General features: G+C 67.5%; 15 protein-coding genes. 1 reads left to right on the top strand and 14 read right to left on the bottom strand.

From position 1 onward, the window contains the following. Positions 1-361: 361 nt before the first annotated feature. The 9 genes from E6W39_RS29290 to E6W39_RS29250 form a co-directional block, all read right to left on the bottom strand. The gene (locus E6W39_RS29290; RefSeq protein ID WP_141636056.1) at positions 362-1,492 is read right to left on the bottom strand and encodes a PD-(D/E)XK nuclease family protein; all 1,131 of its coding nucleotides are present in this window, start codon (positions 1,490-1,492) and stop codon (positions 362-364) included. Between the two features lie 59 nt (positions 1,493-1,551). Further along, positions 1,552-2,325, bottom strand: a complete 774-nt coding sequence (locus tag E6W39_RS29285) for a hypothetical protein (protein ID WP_141636055.1) — start codon at positions 2,323-2,325, stop codon at positions 1,552-1,554. After that, complete coding sequence (locus E6W39_RS29280; RefSeq protein WP_141636054.1) at positions 2,316-2,582, bottom strand: hypothetical protein; 267 nt, start codon at positions 2,580-2,582, stop codon at positions 2,316-2,318. Before E6W39_RS29280 ends, E6W39_RS29285 begins: the two co-directional genes overlap by 10 nt. Positions 2,583-2,652: 70 nt before the next feature. Then, positions 2,653-3,003 (bottom strand): hypothetical protein, encoded by a 351-nt coding sequence (locus E6W39_RS29275; protein WP_141636053.1) that lies wholly within the window; start codon positions 3,001-3,003, stop codon positions 2,653-2,655. A gap of 233 nt (positions 3,004-3,236) precedes the next feature. Further along, positions 3,237-3,851, bottom strand: a complete 615-nt coding sequence (locus E6W39_RS29270; RefSeq protein WP_141636052.1) for a hypothetical protein — start codon at positions 3,849-3,851, stop codon at positions 3,237-3,239. A 155-nt stretch (positions 3,852-4,006) separates the two neighbouring features. Then, positions 4,007-4,258, bottom strand: coding sequence for a hypothetical protein (locus tag E6W39_RS29265; RefSeq protein WP_141636051.1), 252 nt, complete (start codon positions 4,256-4,258; stop codon positions 4,007-4,009). A 25-nt stretch (positions 4,259-4,283) separates the two neighbouring features. Next, positions 4,284-5,075 (bottom strand): peptidoglycan recognition protein family protein, encoded by a 792-nt coding sequence (locus tag E6W39_RS29260; protein WP_141636050.1) that lies wholly within the window; start codon positions 5,073-5,075, stop codon positions 4,284-4,286. 60 nt (positions 5,076-5,135) lie between these two features. After that, the gene (locus E6W39_RS29255) at positions 5,136-5,492 is read right to left on the bottom strand and encodes a hypothetical protein (protein WP_141636049.1); all 357 of its coding nucleotides are present in this window, start codon (positions 5,490-5,492) and stop codon (positions 5,136-5,138) included. A gap of 380 nt (positions 5,493-5,872) precedes the next feature. Then, entirely contained in the window at positions 5,873-6,592 is a 720-nt protein-coding gene (locus E6W39_RS29250; RefSeq protein WP_141636048.1) for a TIR domain-containing protein, read from the bottom strand. Positions 6,593-6,831: 239 nt separating this feature from the next. On the opposite strand from E6W39_RS29250, the gene E6W39_RS29245 reads away from it, so the two are divergent. Next, positions 6,832-7,722 carry a hypothetical protein gene (locus tag E6W39_RS29245; protein WP_141636047.1) on the top strand — a complete coding sequence of 297 codons (891 nt, stop codon included), beginning with the start codon at positions 6,832-6,834 and terminating at the stop codon, positions 7,720-7,722. A gap of 18 nt (positions 7,723-7,740) precedes the next feature. On the opposite strand, the gene E6W39_RS29240 is transcribed toward E6W39_RS29245, so the two are convergent. Genes E6W39_RS29240 through E6W39_RS29220 form a run of 5 tightly spaced genes read right to left on the bottom strand, consistent with a single transcriptional unit; the run spans position 7,741 to position 16,525 of the window. After that, entirely contained in the window at positions 7,741-9,429 is a 1,689-nt protein-coding gene (locus E6W39_RS29240) for a phage tail protein (RefSeq protein ID WP_141636046.1), read from the bottom strand. Between the two features lie 12 nt (positions 9,430-9,441). Continuing rightward, entirely contained in the window at positions 9,442-10,527 is a 1,086-nt protein-coding gene (locus tag E6W39_RS29235; RefSeq protein WP_141636045.1) for a hypothetical protein, read from the bottom strand. Between the two features lie 3 nt (positions 10,528-10,530). After that, positions 10,531-11,460: a hypothetical protein gene (locus E6W39_RS29230; RefSeq protein ID WP_141636044.1), complete on the bottom strand. Its 930-nt coding sequence runs from the start codon at positions 11,458-11,460 to the stop codon at positions 10,531-10,533. 11 nt (positions 11,461-11,471) lie between these two features. After that, positions 11,472-12,368, bottom strand: a complete 897-nt coding sequence (locus E6W39_RS29225; protein WP_141636043.1) for a phage tail family protein — start codon at positions 12,366-12,368, stop codon at positions 11,472-11,474. After that, a complete protein-coding gene (locus E6W39_RS29220) occupies positions 12,365-16,525 on the bottom strand; it encodes a phage tail tape measure protein (protein WP_141636042.1) in 4,161 nt (1,386 codons plus the stop codon). The genes E6W39_RS29225 and E6W39_RS29220 overlap by 4 nt, the downstream gene beginning before the upstream one ends. Positions 16,526-16,528 lie beyond the last annotated feature (3 nt).

The following is a 16,528-nucleotide window of genomic DNA, read 5'->3' as shown; positions in this document are numbered from 1 at the left end:
CTGGCGCGCCTTCAGCTCCTCCGTGGTCGGAATACCTGGAAGGCCCAGAGGAAACACCCGGAACAGCGCGGCACGGCCAGGCCTCCCGATCTCCACCCGCTCCACCAGCCCCTTCTCCACCAACTCGGTGACGATCGTGGTGGCCCGAGTACGACCGACGCCGGTCCAGGCGCGCAGGCGGACCATGCCGGGCCGCGACAACCGCGACTCGTCGTCGGCGCTGTCGCAGATCTTCATCAGCGCCAGCTTCTGGGTCGCGGTGACGACGTCCTCCGGCAGATACGCGGCGACGATCATCAGGTGGATGCTCAACGGGTCCCCTCAGCGATGCGAACGTGCTCTTCCTCGGCGCGAGGCGGGATCACTCGCGGTAGGGCACGATGCGGATGGTGCGGGCGGTTCGGCGGCTGGTCTCGCGCATCGGCACAGCCAGGCCTGCCGCCGTGAGGATCTTCACCATCTTGGCTGCATCAGGCATCTGGGGCACGGTCAGTTCGGCGTCATCGAACTGCTCGATCATCTTCGCCAGGTCCGGTTCCTCGACCGGGCTTCCACCGCCCCACTTGAGGATGTTGGGACCATAGCGGCCCTCTGGCGAGGCATCGACCATCTTGCGGACGAGGTCCTTGACGCGCTTGCCGCGCACGAACAGCTGGTGCGCCTCGGAGTAGTCGATCAGCGCCTGCTCCACGTCCATGTCGTTGTGGATCAAGGTGGTCTGCGCGGGTCGGCCGGGAGCGGGAACGCCCCAGCATGCGGTGACGAACGGACAGAAGTCGCAGGCCGCATCGAGGCCGGGACCGTTGAAGTCCCGCCGGGCTTCCTCGGGGCTTGCGGTCTCGGCCACGCGGTCGAGCCACCAGCGGGCCTCCTCGGCTCGCTGCGGGTCGAAGTCGATCTCCTGGACGTGCTCGGCGCCGTTGTCTCGGCAGATGAAGCGCAGGCGGATCTGGCGGACATCGACTGGCCCGAGGCGAGCCAGGACCCGCTGCCCCGAGCGGTCTTCGAACCCGTCGGTGCGAATCAGGTCCGCGTACAGGTGGACCTGGCGCAGCTCGGCCTCAGTGGCGCCGTAGCGCAGCACGTCGTCCCACTTCCAGACGGTCTTCGTCTTGATGTCCTCGACGGTGACGGCCTCAGCGGGCGCCTTCGGGCGCAGCCGCGTGGGCAACTTGCGGGCGGTGGCGTCGTCGAGCTGGACGATGTCGACGCTGCCGCGCACGGCGGTGTCGGCGACCTTGCGCTCGACGAGCCAGCCGAACTCCTGCTTCGCGTCGGCAGTCAGGCCGGCGTGGATGTAGGTGCCGAGGATCGCGGCCGGGCTCACGACGTGGTCGGTGCGCGGGTGTCCGTGGAGGATGTAGGCGGCGCGGCGCTCGCAGACGGTGTCGCTGGCGCCGAGCTGTGTCTGCCGGGATCGCGGCCGGCGGGCGTCGGCCTGGTCGGCGGCCGTCCAGATCGACGGCGACAAGCGGGCAGGCGAAAGGGTCATGGGTCTCTTCTCCAAGAGGTCATGGTGCGCCCGGCCGTCTGGAGCGGCCGGGCCGGGCGTCAGCTGTCGGCGGGTTCGTCGCCTGCGAATTCCGCGTCTGCTTCGCGCTGGGCTGCGGCCCGCAGCTTCTCGGCGTCGCTGGGGGGCTGGTCGTCGAGTTCACGGTGCGGCTCGGCAAGCTTGCTGACGCGGCGCCTGATGGCGGCCGCGACGGTGCCAGCCTCCTGGTCGGTGAGGCCGGACTTGTCCGGGTGCAGCTCGCGCCACAGCTCGGCGAGCGTGTCCTTGTCCTTGGCCGCTTCGACCTTGGCGAGCCACGGCTTGGTGCGGTCGCCTGCCAACTCCGGCATGACGCGCGGCTGGGACTCCACGGAGCAGCCCATCCGGTTGAACACCAGGTCTTCGATGCTGAAGTCCGGGATCTGGAGGGGCCTGCGCGGGTTGACGGCCATGCGCAGCGAGCGGACCTTGACGACCTCGGTCTCCTGGCCGCGGCGCATCCGCACCCACACGTTGCAATCGAAGCCGAGGTCCTTGTGCCCGACGACCTTCCACTCCTTACGGCCGCTGATCGGGTTGCCGTTGTCGTCCACCGAGCTGACCTGCTTGCCGCGCGCGAGGACGATCACGATGCCGGGGAAGGTCCGCAGGTAGTACATGACGGCCGACCACCGGTCCACGGCGTCGTTCCAAAGGTTCATCGCGACGTCCACTGCCGCGTCGGGATCGGTGGCCAGCGCCTGGCTGTTCTTCTTCGTGCGCCGGGCTCGCTCCTGGGTCCAGTTGGTGAGCATCCGCCACAGCGCGCTGACCGAGTCGATCGTCAGGACCACCGGCGGCTTGCGCTTGGACGCGGCTTCGCGGCCTCGTAGTAGACGGCCTGGATCTGTTCGAAGATGTCCCGGTATGTGCCGTCGTGCTCGATGATCAGGTAGTTGGCGCCGGGGATGGCCGCATACTCGTCGGCCGACCCCTCATCCAGGTCGATCCAGTACATCTGGCCGATGAGCTCGGAGGAGCTGAACTGGGCGGCGCTGTAGGTCTTTCCGGCGCCCTCCTCACCCTCGATCAGGACGAGGGGGAAGGGCACTTGGCCGCTGGGCTTCCTGCTTTTGATCTCGGGTGGCACGGTTCTCTCTCCAAGAGGTCGTGTCGGTGGGTCAGACCGCGCGCAGGGCGCGGACTTCGAACAGGGGCTCCCAATCGGGATGGCGCTCGAGGAGCAGCCGGACGTAGCGGGAGCGCCAGTTGTTGTTGAGCCGGAACTCATCGCCCCTGGTCGCCTGGCCGTAGCGGAAGCGCAGGAGCTCGAAGAGCATCCCGATGCCGATCCGGCGCCATCCGGCCTCGACGCACTCGGCGGTTCGGCGCTCCAGCTCCCGCAGAACCCAGGGGTTCAGTTCGTGGAACGCCTCGAAGCGCGTCTGGATGGAGGCGCTTGGCGTGTGGTCCGGGTAGACCAACTGCTCGATGTCCTCCAGGCCGGGAAGGCGCGGCTGGCGGCTGGGCATGACGAATCCCCCCTCAGAAGGTGACAACCTCTCGTTAAGTTGCCACCTATCTTTTAGGAACGAAGTGGATTGATCAAGGCGGTGCGAACGACGACCCGACCACCCACGGACCCAAGGGCGGATGGTCGGCCCCCGATTCCCGACCGCGGCCGATTCGCATGACTCTCCAGACCGGCGGGACCCTCCCCCTTCTAGCTTAATTCTATACGCATTCAGCCTCGGCGTCCAATGCGCTACGACTCCGAGGTCGACTTCTTTGCCGCTCGCCCGCGGGGCAGGATCCGCGAGCCAGGCCCGTCATAGGTGTCCGCGCGCAGCGCATCGACAACCTTGTCGTCCGCCGCCCAGATCCTCGACAGCGGCTTCTGCCGTACGCGCTCCGCCCCCGGCGGCGCCCACGGTCGGGCAGTCGGATCGGCCGTGACCAGCTCCGCCGCTTCGAGCGCCGTGGACAGCAGCCACAGGTGTGACCCCGACAGATGCCAGTCGCCCGCCGGCCACACGCCACGCTGCTGCGCCTGCTCCACCAGCGTGCCGTGCTCAAGCCCGAAGATCGCCATGACCTCCTGCTGCCCCACGATGACCGGAAGGTCGGCCACGTTCGCCATCCACGCGGCCGGCTGCTGTGAAGCGACCACAGCCTCCAGGGCGGCCTCGTCGACGGCTTTCGGCCTGGCGGTCAGCTCGCCAAACTTGCGGGCATAGTCGAGCAGCCAGTAGGGGGAGCCGGAGATCACCCGGGCGTACGAGTAGTCCAGGACTCCTCGGGTGACCCACTCCGAAACCCGCGCCGCCGTCGTGCCGTAGATCGCGCCGAACTCCGATTTGCCTGCCAGCAGCGGCTTCATGCCACCCACCGCCATTCCCTACTCGCTCACGTTACAGCTTGATTCTATGCGCGGGCAGTGCTTTCGGTGCGAGGCGGATTGGCTGGTAGCCTGAAGTCCTCCAAGAGGTCGAGGCCCCCAACGCGGTTGGGGGCCTCGCCGCGTTCTGCAGACGGTCAGCTCGAAGCCGACTCGATCTGCGCCGCGTAATGCGGGGGCCGGGCATAGCCGAGCAGCCAGCCGAAGCGCGGGCTCAGGTGCTCCTCGGCGATGCGGAACAGGCCGTAGTAGGCAAAGCCAGCCAGCGGCGCCAGAACGCCCGCCAGTGCAGCGGGGTCGAGGTTCAGGCCATAGCCGGCCGCGAGGGCGACCAGCCAGCCGACCAGAGCGGGGATGCCGGTGCGGACGAGCGAGAGGTAGATGTTCAAGGAGGCTTCCAATCAGTGGAGTTGGTCAGGTGATGGGGGATGTCCAGGTGGCGTTCCAGGTCTCGGGGCCGACCACGCCGTCACGCTGCAGGTTCTTCTCGGTCTGGAACTTCAGGCAGACCTGAGCCGACTTGGGCCCGTACTGGCCGTCCACCGCGATCTGCCAGCCCCTCTCTGCCATGCGCTGCTGCCAGACCCGCACCGCGCCGTCGGCGGTGAAGTCGCGCAGGTAGATGCCGGGCCAGGCCGGGCAGTTCGGCCCCGGAGCAGGCTGGGGCTGCGGGGTCGGCTGGGCGGAGGAGCCGGGGCGGGGCGTTCCCGCCTGCACCCACCGGTACAGCGGCTCACCCGGGCAGTCGGTGGCGTAGCCGTCGCGGTGGCCCTTGATCTCGGAGCCGGCGCCGCCGTCGCGCTGGAGCCACTCGATGGCGTCGCGGATGCCGTTCAGCTGCGCGTCGGTGGGCTGCGTCAGGCCGGAGTCGCCGAGCATCGCGCAGACGCTGTAGTGCTGCGAGTTGAGCCCAGGACCGTTGGCTGCCTGGAGGTGGTGGACGCCGCGTCCCTCGAAGACGAAGCCGTGCGGGCACACGACCGCGCTGTACGCGACGCAGATGTACCCCTCGGCCGTATTGGCCTGGTGGCTCGCCTGGAGGTCCCGCATCCGGCCAGCGCAGCGGCCGTGCTGGTCAGGCGCGGCGAGATCTGCGGGGACCGGGGTGCCCTCGTAGTGGACCTTGACACCGCGGGTGCCGTCGATCCAGGTGAAGTCGGACTTCGGAGGGCATGCGCCCCACTGGTCGCGGGTGACGAACTGCAAAGCTGCGCGTCCTGCTTCTCCCCCGCGCCTGCTTCGATGTGGATGGTAGCGCCAACTCGACTACGGGCTGGTCCCCTTGGACATGAGCCAGATCTGCATGACGGTGACGGCGATCGGAGCGATGAAGGCGCCGACGAGCCACCGACGGGCGGCTGCCGCCTTGGCCTGATCGTCCTCGCGGTCTTGGATCTCCGCGCGCAGGTCCCGCTCCAGAACCTCGATCCGCTGCGCGGTGGCTCGTTGGTCCGCCTGGTAGACATCCTTGGTGACGACCTGCTCCAGACGGTTAGTCAGCAGGGCGATGTCAGCGCGTAGGTCGTCGCGGAGCTGGACCATACCGTCGCGCTGGTCCTGGCGGATCTGGGAGAGCGCACGCTGCAGTTCCCACAGGGTGGGCTCAGAGGTGGGGGCGGTCATCGTGCTCTCCAGGACAGCGCCCCCGCGCCGGACACCATCCTACGGCAGATCCGTCGTACGCTATTGAACTGGGCTGGATATGTTAGTTGCTGTTCCCCTGACAGCGGCCGAAGCATGGAAGAGGAATGCTGGCCGTGGGTGAGAGCACTGAGGCGGCGCTGGAGCTCGGGTTGCCTTCGAGCCACGAAATCGGGCAGTCGTGACGCCAGCGCACGCCAGCATCTGCGGGACCAGATCGGCTAGAAACCGATAGTACGGATGCGAGCGGCAAGTCCGCACACTGCCCGACATACGAACTTGCGGCGCCGCGGCAAGCCAAAATCGCTCAACCGGCGCGTGACTAACCCACATCTCCGTACGCCCGTGAGCACCAGAAATATTCACACAATCTGGCGATAATCGACCTCGATTCCTGATGCACCAACCTCATGCGCAAGGCGCAATTTCCATTGACTCGCACGAGAGATGTACACCAGGCCAGTAATGTCCGATGGCAATTCGACGCCATCCTCGTAAATTACCGCGATGTACTTACGTCCCAGCTTCCCAAATAAATATCCAAGCTCAAAGACTACATTTTGACGAGCCCGTGGCCTCAGGTCGCCGCCAGACTTAACTTGACCCAAATCATCCCCCGTGAGCAGCACTACAGCATAGGCAATTCCAGTCGTGTGATCTTCAAGCTTCTCCAGGACGGTTCTTCCATGATCCAGCTGTTCACGCAAAACGACTACTTCGCGCTGGGTAGTGCGCTCAAGGAGTCGTAGGACTTCATAGAGAAGTGCAGAATCATGGCCGTGCACTACAAAGATCGGGTCACTCAACTTCTCGCGATCGTCCACCTTCGTTCGAGTGCTTTCTGTCGCCCCGATTTCGATGCCAAGAAACTCCCTTAGTCGACTTATAGCTTCATCCGATGCATCTCTCAGGAATCGTAGCCAGATGCCCTTTTTGACCTCTTCGGAATATACCCAAAATAGCGAATCCTGAGGGTTCTCAAACCCCAGATAGGAAAGCACTGCACGCGCCTCCCCTTCCGACATTTGGACAAACCGATCTGCCGCAGGCAATATCACCAAAAGTCGCTCACTTTCCTTCATGCTTGGAATCTATCTGGGTGCACCCATGATCGCAAGCTGTCCGATATCGATTGAAGGGCATTTTCGTTGCCCCCGCAACTATTTCGGGTGCAACAAGCCTAATGTAGCCGCCAGTTGCAAAACCTCATAAGCGCGGCAATGATTGGTAGCAGTGTGACAGGCCAGCACACAAGGGCGGGTAGCTGATGAGGATCGCAATCGCTTCCACAGAGTCCCCTGAACTCACAGAGCGTGTACGGATGGAGCTGGCTGAGGTAGGCCACAGCTTGGTGTCCGAGGAGGGCGACGTCTTCGTGGCGTTGGTGTCTGGGGATCCCGAACCGACAAAACTGGTAGACACTTGGGCCAAGGTCGAAAAAGCTCGCGCCAGCAATCGCCCGATACTAGGTGTCTCTGTATCACCAGCAGAGGACTTCGGCGATCCTGTCGCAAGTCTTCCACACTCAGATGACTGGCTATTTGTAAATGCACAGAAGGGTGACTTTTCCGCCCTTATAACAGCAGTTCGCAACGTCTCCGACCAGGACAGCAAGAACCTTTCCGGGGCGCCCGAATCAGAACAAAAGAAGCTGTCACTCCAATTTAACAAGAATGCTCGTCACCTTACTCAGAATGCCCGCCAATGGGCACAAGAACACGATCTGGGCGAAAAGGCAAAAAGAGCGAAACGTATAGGTGGACTACTAGCCATAGGTGCATTCGGAGCCCTGGGCCTCAGGGAAGCAATGCAGTCGGAGCAGGAGAAAAGTCAACAGAAGGATTCACTAGTCAGATATTACGAGAGCGTCTCCAAGCTACTGAATAGCGTGAGCCAGGAAGTCCAGAACGCATACCCGCAATCCAGTCGTGAATATATTGAGTTTGCTTCGAGATTTCATGAACTACTCGGAGAGCTTAAGCGCACTGACCCTCCTCCCGATCCGTCAATCGTCCGAACTCATGAGCAAATAGTTTCTCATCTTCGGGAATTTGAGCATAAATACTCCGAAGCGATTCAAAAGCGAGAAACTGAGGACGAACGGACTGCTCAAAATGCTCTAGAAAAAGTCAATCGCGAGTTGATCGCCGTGGCACAGTCCCAACGATCCTTGCTTGATGATGTGGTGCGGAGATACAAGCAGAGTTCTTAAGAGCATTTCTTTGTTCATCTAGCCGGTAACTGACCAACGGCTGTAGCCGAAAGACACCCAGCTGCCGGGCCAACCGGCGTTGCTCGACAGGTCAACTCCGCCCTCGGGGTAGATGAAGATGCAGCACTTGGAGCTGTTGTCGTTGGCGACAGGAATGACTTCTGGGGCCTTAGGACGGCAGTTGGGGTCGGTGATGGTTCCGATGCGCCCGCTGGTGAAGCTGGCCGGGGTCTTGCCGATACCCCGCAGGTGCGCCATGCCGTCGGGTGTGCGGCGGTACTCCACTGCCCGCCAACCGGGCAGACTCGTCCAGCCGTTGGCGAAGGCGAGGGGCTGCCACCCGGTGTCGTCGTAGCGCAGCCCGTGCTCGTCCAGGACAATCCCGACCGCGTTGAACGCGATCTTCATCTGTCGCCCGGTGATGTCGATGATGGTGTTGCGGTAGTCGGAGGTGCCCGTCGGAACGGGGTTGCGCACCTCGAATGTCAACATGGCGGGCTGGCTTTGGTCTCCGGGTGCGACGCCTCGAACCGTACAGATGCCCAACTCGTTGATGCCCGCGGCGGCCGAGAGGGAGAACGTGCCGTCGGAGCGGTTGTTGCCCGAGCGGGAGGTGAGGCGCAGGGAGGCGGCGTCGCTGGGGTAGAGCCAGCTGCTGCTCTTGTCGATACTGGGGGCTTGGAGGGTGAGTGCGGGGGTGGTGATGGTGCCTGTGGTGCTGGTGGCGGAGAGCAGGCCGGGCTGGAGTTCGGTGTCGGATCCGCTATAGAAGGTGACGCCGGGACTGGCGCGGATCGGGTCGCTGGGGGTGATCTCGATGCGGCGGCCGGTCGCGGCGGTGCGGACCTGACTGCCAGTCACGGTGCCGCCTTGGATGGTTGCGCCGGTGATGGTGCGCCCATTGACGGCGTCGGCGCTCAGGGCGGCTGCGGTGACGGCACCGGCGGCGAGCTTGGTGGCGGTGACGGCGCCGGCGGTGATCTCGCGTGCAGTGATGGCGCCGGCCGCGATGGTGCCCGGGGTGACTGCGTCGGCGGCGATCTTGCCTGCAATCACGGCGGCCTGGCCGAGCTTGGTGGCTGTCACGGCCAAGTCGGCGATGGCTGTGGCGTCGATCGCGCCGGTGGCCACCTTCGCTGCGGTGACCGCGTCGTCGGCGAGTTGCAGCTCGCCGATGATCCCGGGCAGCACCTCGTCGGCGACCACCTTCGCCGGGCCGGCCGTGGCTGTGCCGGAGGTGGCGGATGCCTTCCCGCTGGTGGTGCGCGCCACCAGCACCACCTGCACCGGGACGGTGGTGGGGATGGTGGCGCTGCCGCCTCGCGGCGACTCGATCGTGCTGATCAGGCTCTGCGAGGACGGCACGAAGTCGGCGGCAGGGGCGGCGTGGACTTCGATGCGGGCGAAGTCGAGCGGGCACACCTGGCCGGCGGTGAAGCGACCGTCCCACGTCACACGGACACCGCCGAGGATCGAAGTCGCCGTTGGGGCGCTGGGGGTGGGCGGGACGGGTCCGTTGACGACGTTGAAGGCGGTGGTGCCGTCGGACTGCTGGCCGATGATGGCGCGCACCGTGCCGTCGGAGATGACGGTCAGCGCACCGTCGTCGATGCTGCTGTGCGCCAGGTTGGAAGAGCGGGAGAGTTCGGGCAGGGCGGTCTCCAGCGCGGCGATGCGCTGGGCGAGTTGGGTGATGGCATCGGTCAACTCTCGGTCTCCTCACGAGGTGTAGGCGTTGGCAAGGTGGAGGGTGGCGGTTTCCTGGCCGGCGTGGTCGGGTTGGAGGGTCCAGCCGACGATGCGTCGCCAGCCGTCGAAGTCGATCCGCGGCTCGTGGATCTGCACGCGCACGTCGTCGCCTACCTGCCACGAGCCGATCGGCGCGGCTGGGTGGTCGTGCACGGTGATCTCGGTGACCTGGGCGAGTTGGGAGCGGCGGATCCGCTCGGTGCGGGCCAGGGCTGCCAGGGCGGTGCGGTCGGTGATGGAGGGCCGATCCAGGACGGCTTCCAGGCGTAGGCGTCCGTCACGGATAGCGTCGGTGGTGCGGACTTTCGCGCTGCCGTCGCCGGCGCCGAGCGCGACGAGGACCTGGGCGTACTGGTCGCCGTCGGCTGCCGCGGTCGGTTTGTCGATGATGTTGACTCCGGTGGCGAAGACCAGGTCGGCGCGGCGAGTGCCCAGGCGCGGTGAGTCCAGGACGATACGGCGCTCCAGGCGGCCGTCCGGGGTGCGGGTGACGCGCTCGGTCCATTCCGGTCCGCCGTCCACGCCTGCGGCGTCGCGCACGACGGCTGCGAGGCTCGGTGCTTCCCATTCCTTGACGGTGTAGGGCTGCTCCGTGGTGCCGAGTCGGCCTGGGCTGCCGCCGGGTGGCTGCTCGACGATCACGGCGAGGTCGCCGTCGGGTTGCGCCTGGCAGTATGCCCACACGTCGGCGATCACCTGGCACGGGTCCGTGCCCTTGTACGGTGCACGGCCGGAGAGGTTGCCGTGCAGGTCGAAGCGGCGTCCGAGGTAGGAGGAGAACCCTGCGGCCTCGATCCGGTACCGCTCCTCGTCGGGTTCGGCGCGCCACACCAGGCCGCCCCAGAGCAGTTGTTCGCCGCGCTCGGCCCACAACAGCACGGTCCCGGAGTCCAGTTGGCGGACGTCCAGGCCTGGCAGGTCTGGTGCCAGGGTGCCGGTGAAGCGACCGGGACCGTTGAGCTCGGGGCCGAACTCGACGTCGGCGAGCGGCAGGTCGATGCTCAGTACCTCGCCGGTGACGGCGTGGGTGGTGAAGTACCGGTAGGCGCCGGGCATGTGTCACCGCACCCCTTCGACGAACTCGACATCGAAGACAAAGGCGGTGGCGCCGTCCACGTTGCAGCCGCCCTTGATGTCGAGGTACCGACCTGCCTGGAGGCGCAGTTCCTGCCTTGTGCCGCGATGGGCGGGTTGGACGAACACGACGTCTGCGCAGACCTGGCTCACGCGAGAGGCGCTGGTGATGGTGTCGGTGTCGACCTTGAACTCGGTCAGCGGGTTGCCGCCGTAGAGGTTCCGAAATCCGATGTAGGTCTCGCCCCACACTCGCAGACCGGTGAGGGTCGTGACGAAGTGGGCGAGTGTGGCCCACGGCGGCACGTCGATGGTGATGGCCGCGTTGGGTGGCCAGTTCGACTGCCAGACTCCTGACTGGGCAGGCAGTTCCGAGGGCGTGAACGAGGTGATCGTCTGGAGGCGCCGGTCCCGGCGCGGGTTCGCCAGCTGCCGCAGGTCGTTGATCATGTTGCTGGTGACGGTCTGGCAGTTCGGCGGCTGCCAGACCCAGGCCAGCGGGATGGCGGTCATGCCGGGCGGGACGGTGAGCGCGCCGCGGGACACGTCGGAGATGACCTGGATGTAGCCGATGTCGTCCTTCGCGGGGTCGCGGTTGCCCTCGTACTCGGGGTCCTCGATCCGCAGGACGATCAGGTCGATGCGGTCCCTGGCGCTGGTCGGGGCGATCGGCACGACGGTGTCGCCCGCGTTGGCCTGGGTGTAGGAGCCCTGGCCCCACGCGGCGCCGCGGATCACCGCACTGCCTGGCCCGACCCGCACCCCGGGGCCGGGCGTGGTGAGGGCGCTGACTTTCAAGTCGCCGCCCTCGGTGATGCCTTGGGAGCCCCGGGACAGGTCACGGATCATCATCCGCATGGCCCTGGCGGGGTGGATGCCGCCGGTGACCATCAGCGGCGGATTGATCAGGGTCAACTCGTGTCTCCTTAAAGGCTGTTGTAGGTGTCGCGCCAGGTGACGGCGAGACGGGAGGTGCCGCTGTAGTCGAGCGCGGTCCAGCGGATCTCGCTGCGCCCCGGTGGGAGGGTGAGGCGGTCCAGGCGCCCGGACCGCAGGGCTCCGGCGGCGTAGGAGCGGCCGTTGAGCATCAGCCACCGGGTGCCGGGGGCGGTCTCGATGTCCAGGTACTCGCCCACGGCGAGGGTGATGGCCAGGTCGAGGCGCTGGCCGGTCTCTACCACCCACACGCTGGGGTTGACGACCGGCCCGGTGATCCGCAGGCTCGGCCACGCCGCCCGGTCTCCCCGGTTGGTGGCCCAGCCGGGCCGGGCCTCCGGTGTGGCGACGCCGGTCGTGATCGGGGCGCGCAGCGGCGCCGTGAAGCCCTGGCCGAGCTGGGCGCCGGGGTCGAGTCCGACGGTGAGGCCGGACAGGTCGTCGGCCTGCCAGGCCGGGTCGGTGGCGGTGAACTCGATCTCCACGGGGATCCAGCCGTGCACGGCGCGGGCCATGCTGACCGCTCCGGCGCGGCGGACTCTGCCGACCAGGCGGCGCACGCCCTGGCCGGGCCGCTTGGCCCGCAGCACCGCGGTGGAGCCGGCTGTGGTTCGCACGGCCGGGTCGGCGGCGGTCTGCTCCAGGCGGGCCAGGAGGGCGAGCGCGGCCTCGGGGTCGCCCGGGGTGCGGATGCCGGCCTCGATGCGCAGGGTGCGGCTGCCGAGGAGGTCGCGGCCGGGGAAGGTGCCGTCCTCGCCGGGGATCGGTACGTCGGCAGTGCGCTGTTCCGTCTGTTGCTCGATGTCGGAGACCGGGATGTCGGTGCCGTGGCCGATCACCAGGCCGGCCAGGTCGAACTGCCAGTCCGCGAGCGGGGTGTTGGTCATGCGCGGCCTCCGCGCTGGAGGTGGCGTACTCGGCGCATCACGGCGTCGGCGAACGCTTCGGGCCGGTCGCCGCCACCGGTGATGGTGATCGGCATCGAGCCGATCAACGGCCGTGCCTGTTCGGGTGATTGGACGATCACAACGGTTCGGCCCGGCGGCTGGGCCGGGACGAGCTTGATGACCCGTTGGGTGGCGGCCAACGTGCGCGGCGGTGCGGCCGTCGAGGTGAGGATGCCGCCGTCGGCGAACTGGCGCCCTGCCGCGAGGCCGTATACAACCTGGCCGCCGAACCGATGGGCGACTTCCTGGAGGATCTGCCTGGAGCGAGCCCGCTTGCCAGCTGCGAGCGGGATGTACGCCTCGCCGGCGGTCTCCGGCTCGGCCCAGACCCGCCAGGCCCCGGCCGGGGCGATCTGCGCGACGTGCTCTTCGCGCCGGATGCCGCCTTGGGCGTAGAAGGACAGCACACCGCCGTTGGCTTCCCGACCGAGGCGCTCCATCTCCTTCTCGTTCTTGCTCTGCTGCTGGAGGTAGATCGGGATGTTCACTGAGCTTGGCGCGTCCACGGACACGGTGATGGTCTTCTGGCCGGGGATAGCGCGCACGGAGGCGCCGATCTTGTCGAGTTCAGCCTGCACGGCGCCCATGTCGCCGGAAAGCAGCGCCTTGGTGAGGGCCTGGGCGGTGGCCTGGCCGCGCTCCTTGGAGACCTGCTCGATCAGCTGGAGCATCGCGGACCACTGGTCCTTGGCCTGGGACCCGGCGGTGCCGAACGCGGCGATGACGGCGCTCAGGTCGGGCGGGCTGATCGGCTGGTCGGCGCCCCAGATCGTGGCCAGCGTGGTCATCGCCCGGTTGATGTCCCCGGCGAGCAGGGCGTCGGCGAAGGCCTGCGCGGAGTCGAGGCCCTTGGCGCCGGCGACCTGGGTGACCAGGTCCAAGCCGATGGCCATCTGCTGGCGGGAGGCGTCGGTGCCCATCTTGACCGCGTTGGCCATGTCGGCGACCGCCATCTGCTGGAGGACCTTGCCGAAGGCTGCGACGTCGTTGGTCTCGGCCGCCGTGGCCCAGGCGCGGGCGGTGTCGGCGCCGTACTTGGCGGCGATCGCGGGCAGCTGCTCCAGCCCGGCCTGGTAGGTGGCCTGGGAGCGGGCGGTGGACTCCGCCACGATCGACTGGAGCTCGTCGGCGACCTGGGTGTGCCCGGCCTTGAGCTGCTTGACCAGCTCGTCCAGGATCGGCGCCGCCGACTGGCCGAGGTCGGCGAAGTGCGCGGTCAGATCGCTGTAGCCGGCCAGCGCGAGTTCGGACAGGTTGTGCTGCCAGTCGCGCTGGGCCTGCAGCTGGGTGCGCAGCTCGGCCATGTAGTCGTCCAGCTTGGCCTTGGTGACCTGGACCAGGCCGGTCAGCTGCTCAGCGGCCCCGGCCTTGCCCTGGCGCAGGTTCTCCACCAGCTGGGAGGCCATGCCGGCGGAGGCATCGCCGAGCTGCGCGAAGTGCTCGGCGAGCTGGCCGTAGCCGCGCTCCCGTAGCTCCTGAAGGTCCTGCTGGAACTGCTGAGTGGTCTTGTGCTGGTCGGCGAGCTTGTCGATGTACTCGCCGATGCTGGTCTTGGCCAGGTCCACCGACAGCGCGCCCGCGCGGGTGGAGGAAGCGGCCTTGTCCTGCGCGTCCTTCCACGCGGTCGTCGGCGAGACGACGTCACCGATCGCCTTGGCCATGGCCTTCATCTGGTCGGTGTACTGGGCTTCGCCGTTCTTGCCATGCGGGACGAGCATGTCGAGGTTCCAGGCCTTCGCCGAGGTCTGGACGGCGTTGTTCACCTTGGCGCTGATGATGTTCATCGCGTCCGCCAGCTCGGCATCCTTGCGGACGGCGTCCGACCAGGTCTTGCGGCGCTGGTCGAGGATCTCCTTGGCCTTGTCGTAGCTCGGGTCGTACGCCATCAGGTCCTTGTTCCAGGAGGCGAGCTTGCCCACGTCCAGGCGGTCCTTGAGCTGGCTCAGCTTGTCGCCGCCGTTCACCAGCCCGTCGACGATCTCGTTGAACGCCAAGCCAGCGGCCTGGAGCTTCTTCAGGTCGTCAGAGCCGGACAACGACTCAGCCAGTGCTCGAAGTCCCGCGCCCTGCTCGTGTTCTTCGCGTTCGCGGCGCAGCGCCGCCGCCAGGTCGTCGGTGACCTGCTTGGCGTGCTGCTTGGACGCCGAGTAGGCGGCGTAGCCGAGCACACCGAGTGCCAGGACCGAAGACAGGCCGGTCACCGCCAGGCTGGCGCCGCGCAGGATCACCGGCAGCACGGAGCCGCCGGCCGCGGCCTCGGCAGTGGCGGCACGGAACGCTGTCAGCTGGGAGGAGACCACGGAGAGGGCGGAACGGGTCAGCATCCCGGCGGCGGCCAACGCGATCAGGACTCCGGCGAGGTCCTTGACCGGTGCGGGCAAGTCGCCGATCGCTCCGATGACCGCCGAGGTGTCGGCCGTCAGCTCTTGGAGGACCGGCAGCAGCAGCCGCGAGATGTCCATGCCCAGGGCTGCGGCGCGGTTGCGGGCCAGGTCCCACTGCCCGGCCACCGTGTTCGCCTGCAGGGCGTATGCCTTCTGGGTGGCTCCGGCGCGCTCGGTCGCGATGGCGATCGCCTGGTAGGCGTCTGAGTAGTTCTTCCCGTCGGCGGCCGCGAGTGCCAGCACGGCGCGGACGGCGCGGATGTCCTTGAACAGCTGCACGGTCTGCTCGGCGCTGCCCTTGGTCGCGGCGTTCACCTTCTGGATGACCACGTACAGGCCATCCTGCTGCACGGCGCTGGCCGCCGACTCGTACCCCAAGTCGTGCATCAGGTCGGTCAGTTCCCGTGTGGGGCGCATCAGGCGGGTCATCAGCATGTTGAGTGCGGTGGCCGACTCGGCGGCTGGGATGCCGGCCAGGGTGATGCCCGCCAGGGCTGCGCCGAGGTCGTCGAACTTCACTCCGGCGGCCGCCGCCATAGGCACCACGTCGCCGAGCTGCTGGGCGAGTTCGGCGAACGAGACGACACCCTTGTTGACGATCTGGAACATCACGTCCATCACGTCGGACGCCTGCGAGGCGGGCAGCCCGTACGCCTTCAGGACCCCGAGCAGGGCCCTGGCGGAGACCTCGGTGGTGGTCAGGCCGGCGGAGGCGCCCTTCGCGGCGACGTGCAAGATCTCCATCGCCTGCGCGCCGTCGAACCCGGTCGAGACGACCTGGTAGAGGCCTTCGGCCAACTGCCGGGCAGACTGCGGAAGTTCCTTGGACATTGCAATGATCTGCTCGGTGTAGACGCCGAGGTTGCGGGGCGTGATCTGCTCGGAGATGGTCAGGACGTTGGCCATCTCCCGTTGCAGTGCCACCGATTGGGCGATGCCAGCCGCGAGAATCGCGCCGATCAGCAGGCCGCTCTTGGCGTAGCTGGCGGTGCGGGCGGCGTTGGCGGCCTGCGTCGCCGCGGCGGCTTCCCGTTCGGCAGCCGTGACTTGGGCAGTGGCCGTTGCAGTGCGGCGCGCGGCCTGCTCCTCTGTAGCGGCCTGGGCGGTGCGGGCCTGGGTGGCAGCGACCGCTGCCGCTGTGGCGCTGGCGCTGGTCGACTCGGCCAGGCGTGCCGCACGAGCAGCCGTCTCCTGTGCGGCCGCGGCCCGCACCGCCTGCGCTGCCTGTGCCTCGCCTGCCCGTGCTGCTGAAGCGGCTGCGGCCTCGGCGGTGCGCTGGGCGGCGAGCGCACCGGCTCCCGTGGTCTGCTGGGCGCGGGCGGCCATCGTCGCGGCCAGCTCCTGAGCCCGCAGGGCGCGGGCCGTGGCCTCCACTGCCGCCGTCTGCTCGGCCTGCGCGCGGGCGGCGGCCGAGGCGGCGACCGCCTGAGCCCGCCCGGCCCGCTCGCCGGCGGCTGCGGCGGCCGTCTCGGCGGCGGCCGTGCGCTCGACGGCTTCGCGGACCGTGGTCTGGGCGCGCGCCGCTTCGGCCGCCGCCGAGACCTGGGCGCGGCCCAGACGTTCGGCCGCCGCCTCCACTCGCTCCAGGGCTGCCCGGGTGGCGCCAAGCTGCCCGTCGAAGGCCCGCAGTTGCTGGGCCCCGCCGCGCAGGCCGTTCGTCAACCCGGACAGCCCGGCCTGGAGTTGGACGTATAGGGTGTAGGCGCCGGCCACGCC

It is taken from the genome of Kitasatospora acidiphila (assembly GCF_006636205.1).
GTDB classification, from domain to species: domain Bacteria; phylum Actinomycetota; class Actinomycetes; order Streptomycetales; family Streptomycetaceae; genus Kitasatospora; species Kitasatospora acidiphila.
The sequence above is the reverse complement of the archived record's forward strand: the minus strand, read 5'-3'. Positions and strand labels throughout refer to the sequence as shown.

Coding starts and splice junctions, on each gene's coding strand:
- E6W39_RS29225 (WP_141636043.1), bottom strand. CDS start 12,368: ATGACCAACACCCCGCTCGCGGACTGGCAGTTCGACCTGGCCGGCCTG.
- E6W39_RS29250 (WP_141636048.1), bottom strand. CDS start 6,592: ATGAAGGAAAGTGAGCGACTTTTGGTGATATTGCCTGCGGCAGATCGG.
- E6W39_RS29255 (WP_141636049.1), bottom strand. CDS start 5,492: ATGACCGCCCCCACCTCTGAGCCCACCCTGTGGGAACTGCAGCGTGCG.
- E6W39_RS29245 (WP_141636047.1), top strand. CDS start 6,832: ATGGAGCTGGCTGAGGTAGGCCACAGCTTGGTGTCCGAGGAGGGCGAC.
- E6W39_RS29270 (WP_141636052.1), bottom strand. CDS start 3,851: ATGAAGCCGCTGCTGGCAGGCAAATCGGAGTTCGGCGCGATCTACGGC.
- E6W39_RS29275 (WP_141636053.1), bottom strand. CDS start 3,003: ATGCCCAGCCGCCAGCCGCGCCTTCCCGGCCTGGAGGACATCGAGCAG.
- E6W39_RS29290 (WP_141636056.1), bottom strand. CDS start 1,492: ATGACCCTTTCGCCTGCCCGCTTGTCGCCGTCGATCTGGACGGCCGCC.
- E6W39_RS29235 (WP_141636045.1), bottom strand. CDS start 10,527: ATGCCCGGCGCCTACCGGTACTTCACCACCCACGCCGTCACCGGCGAG.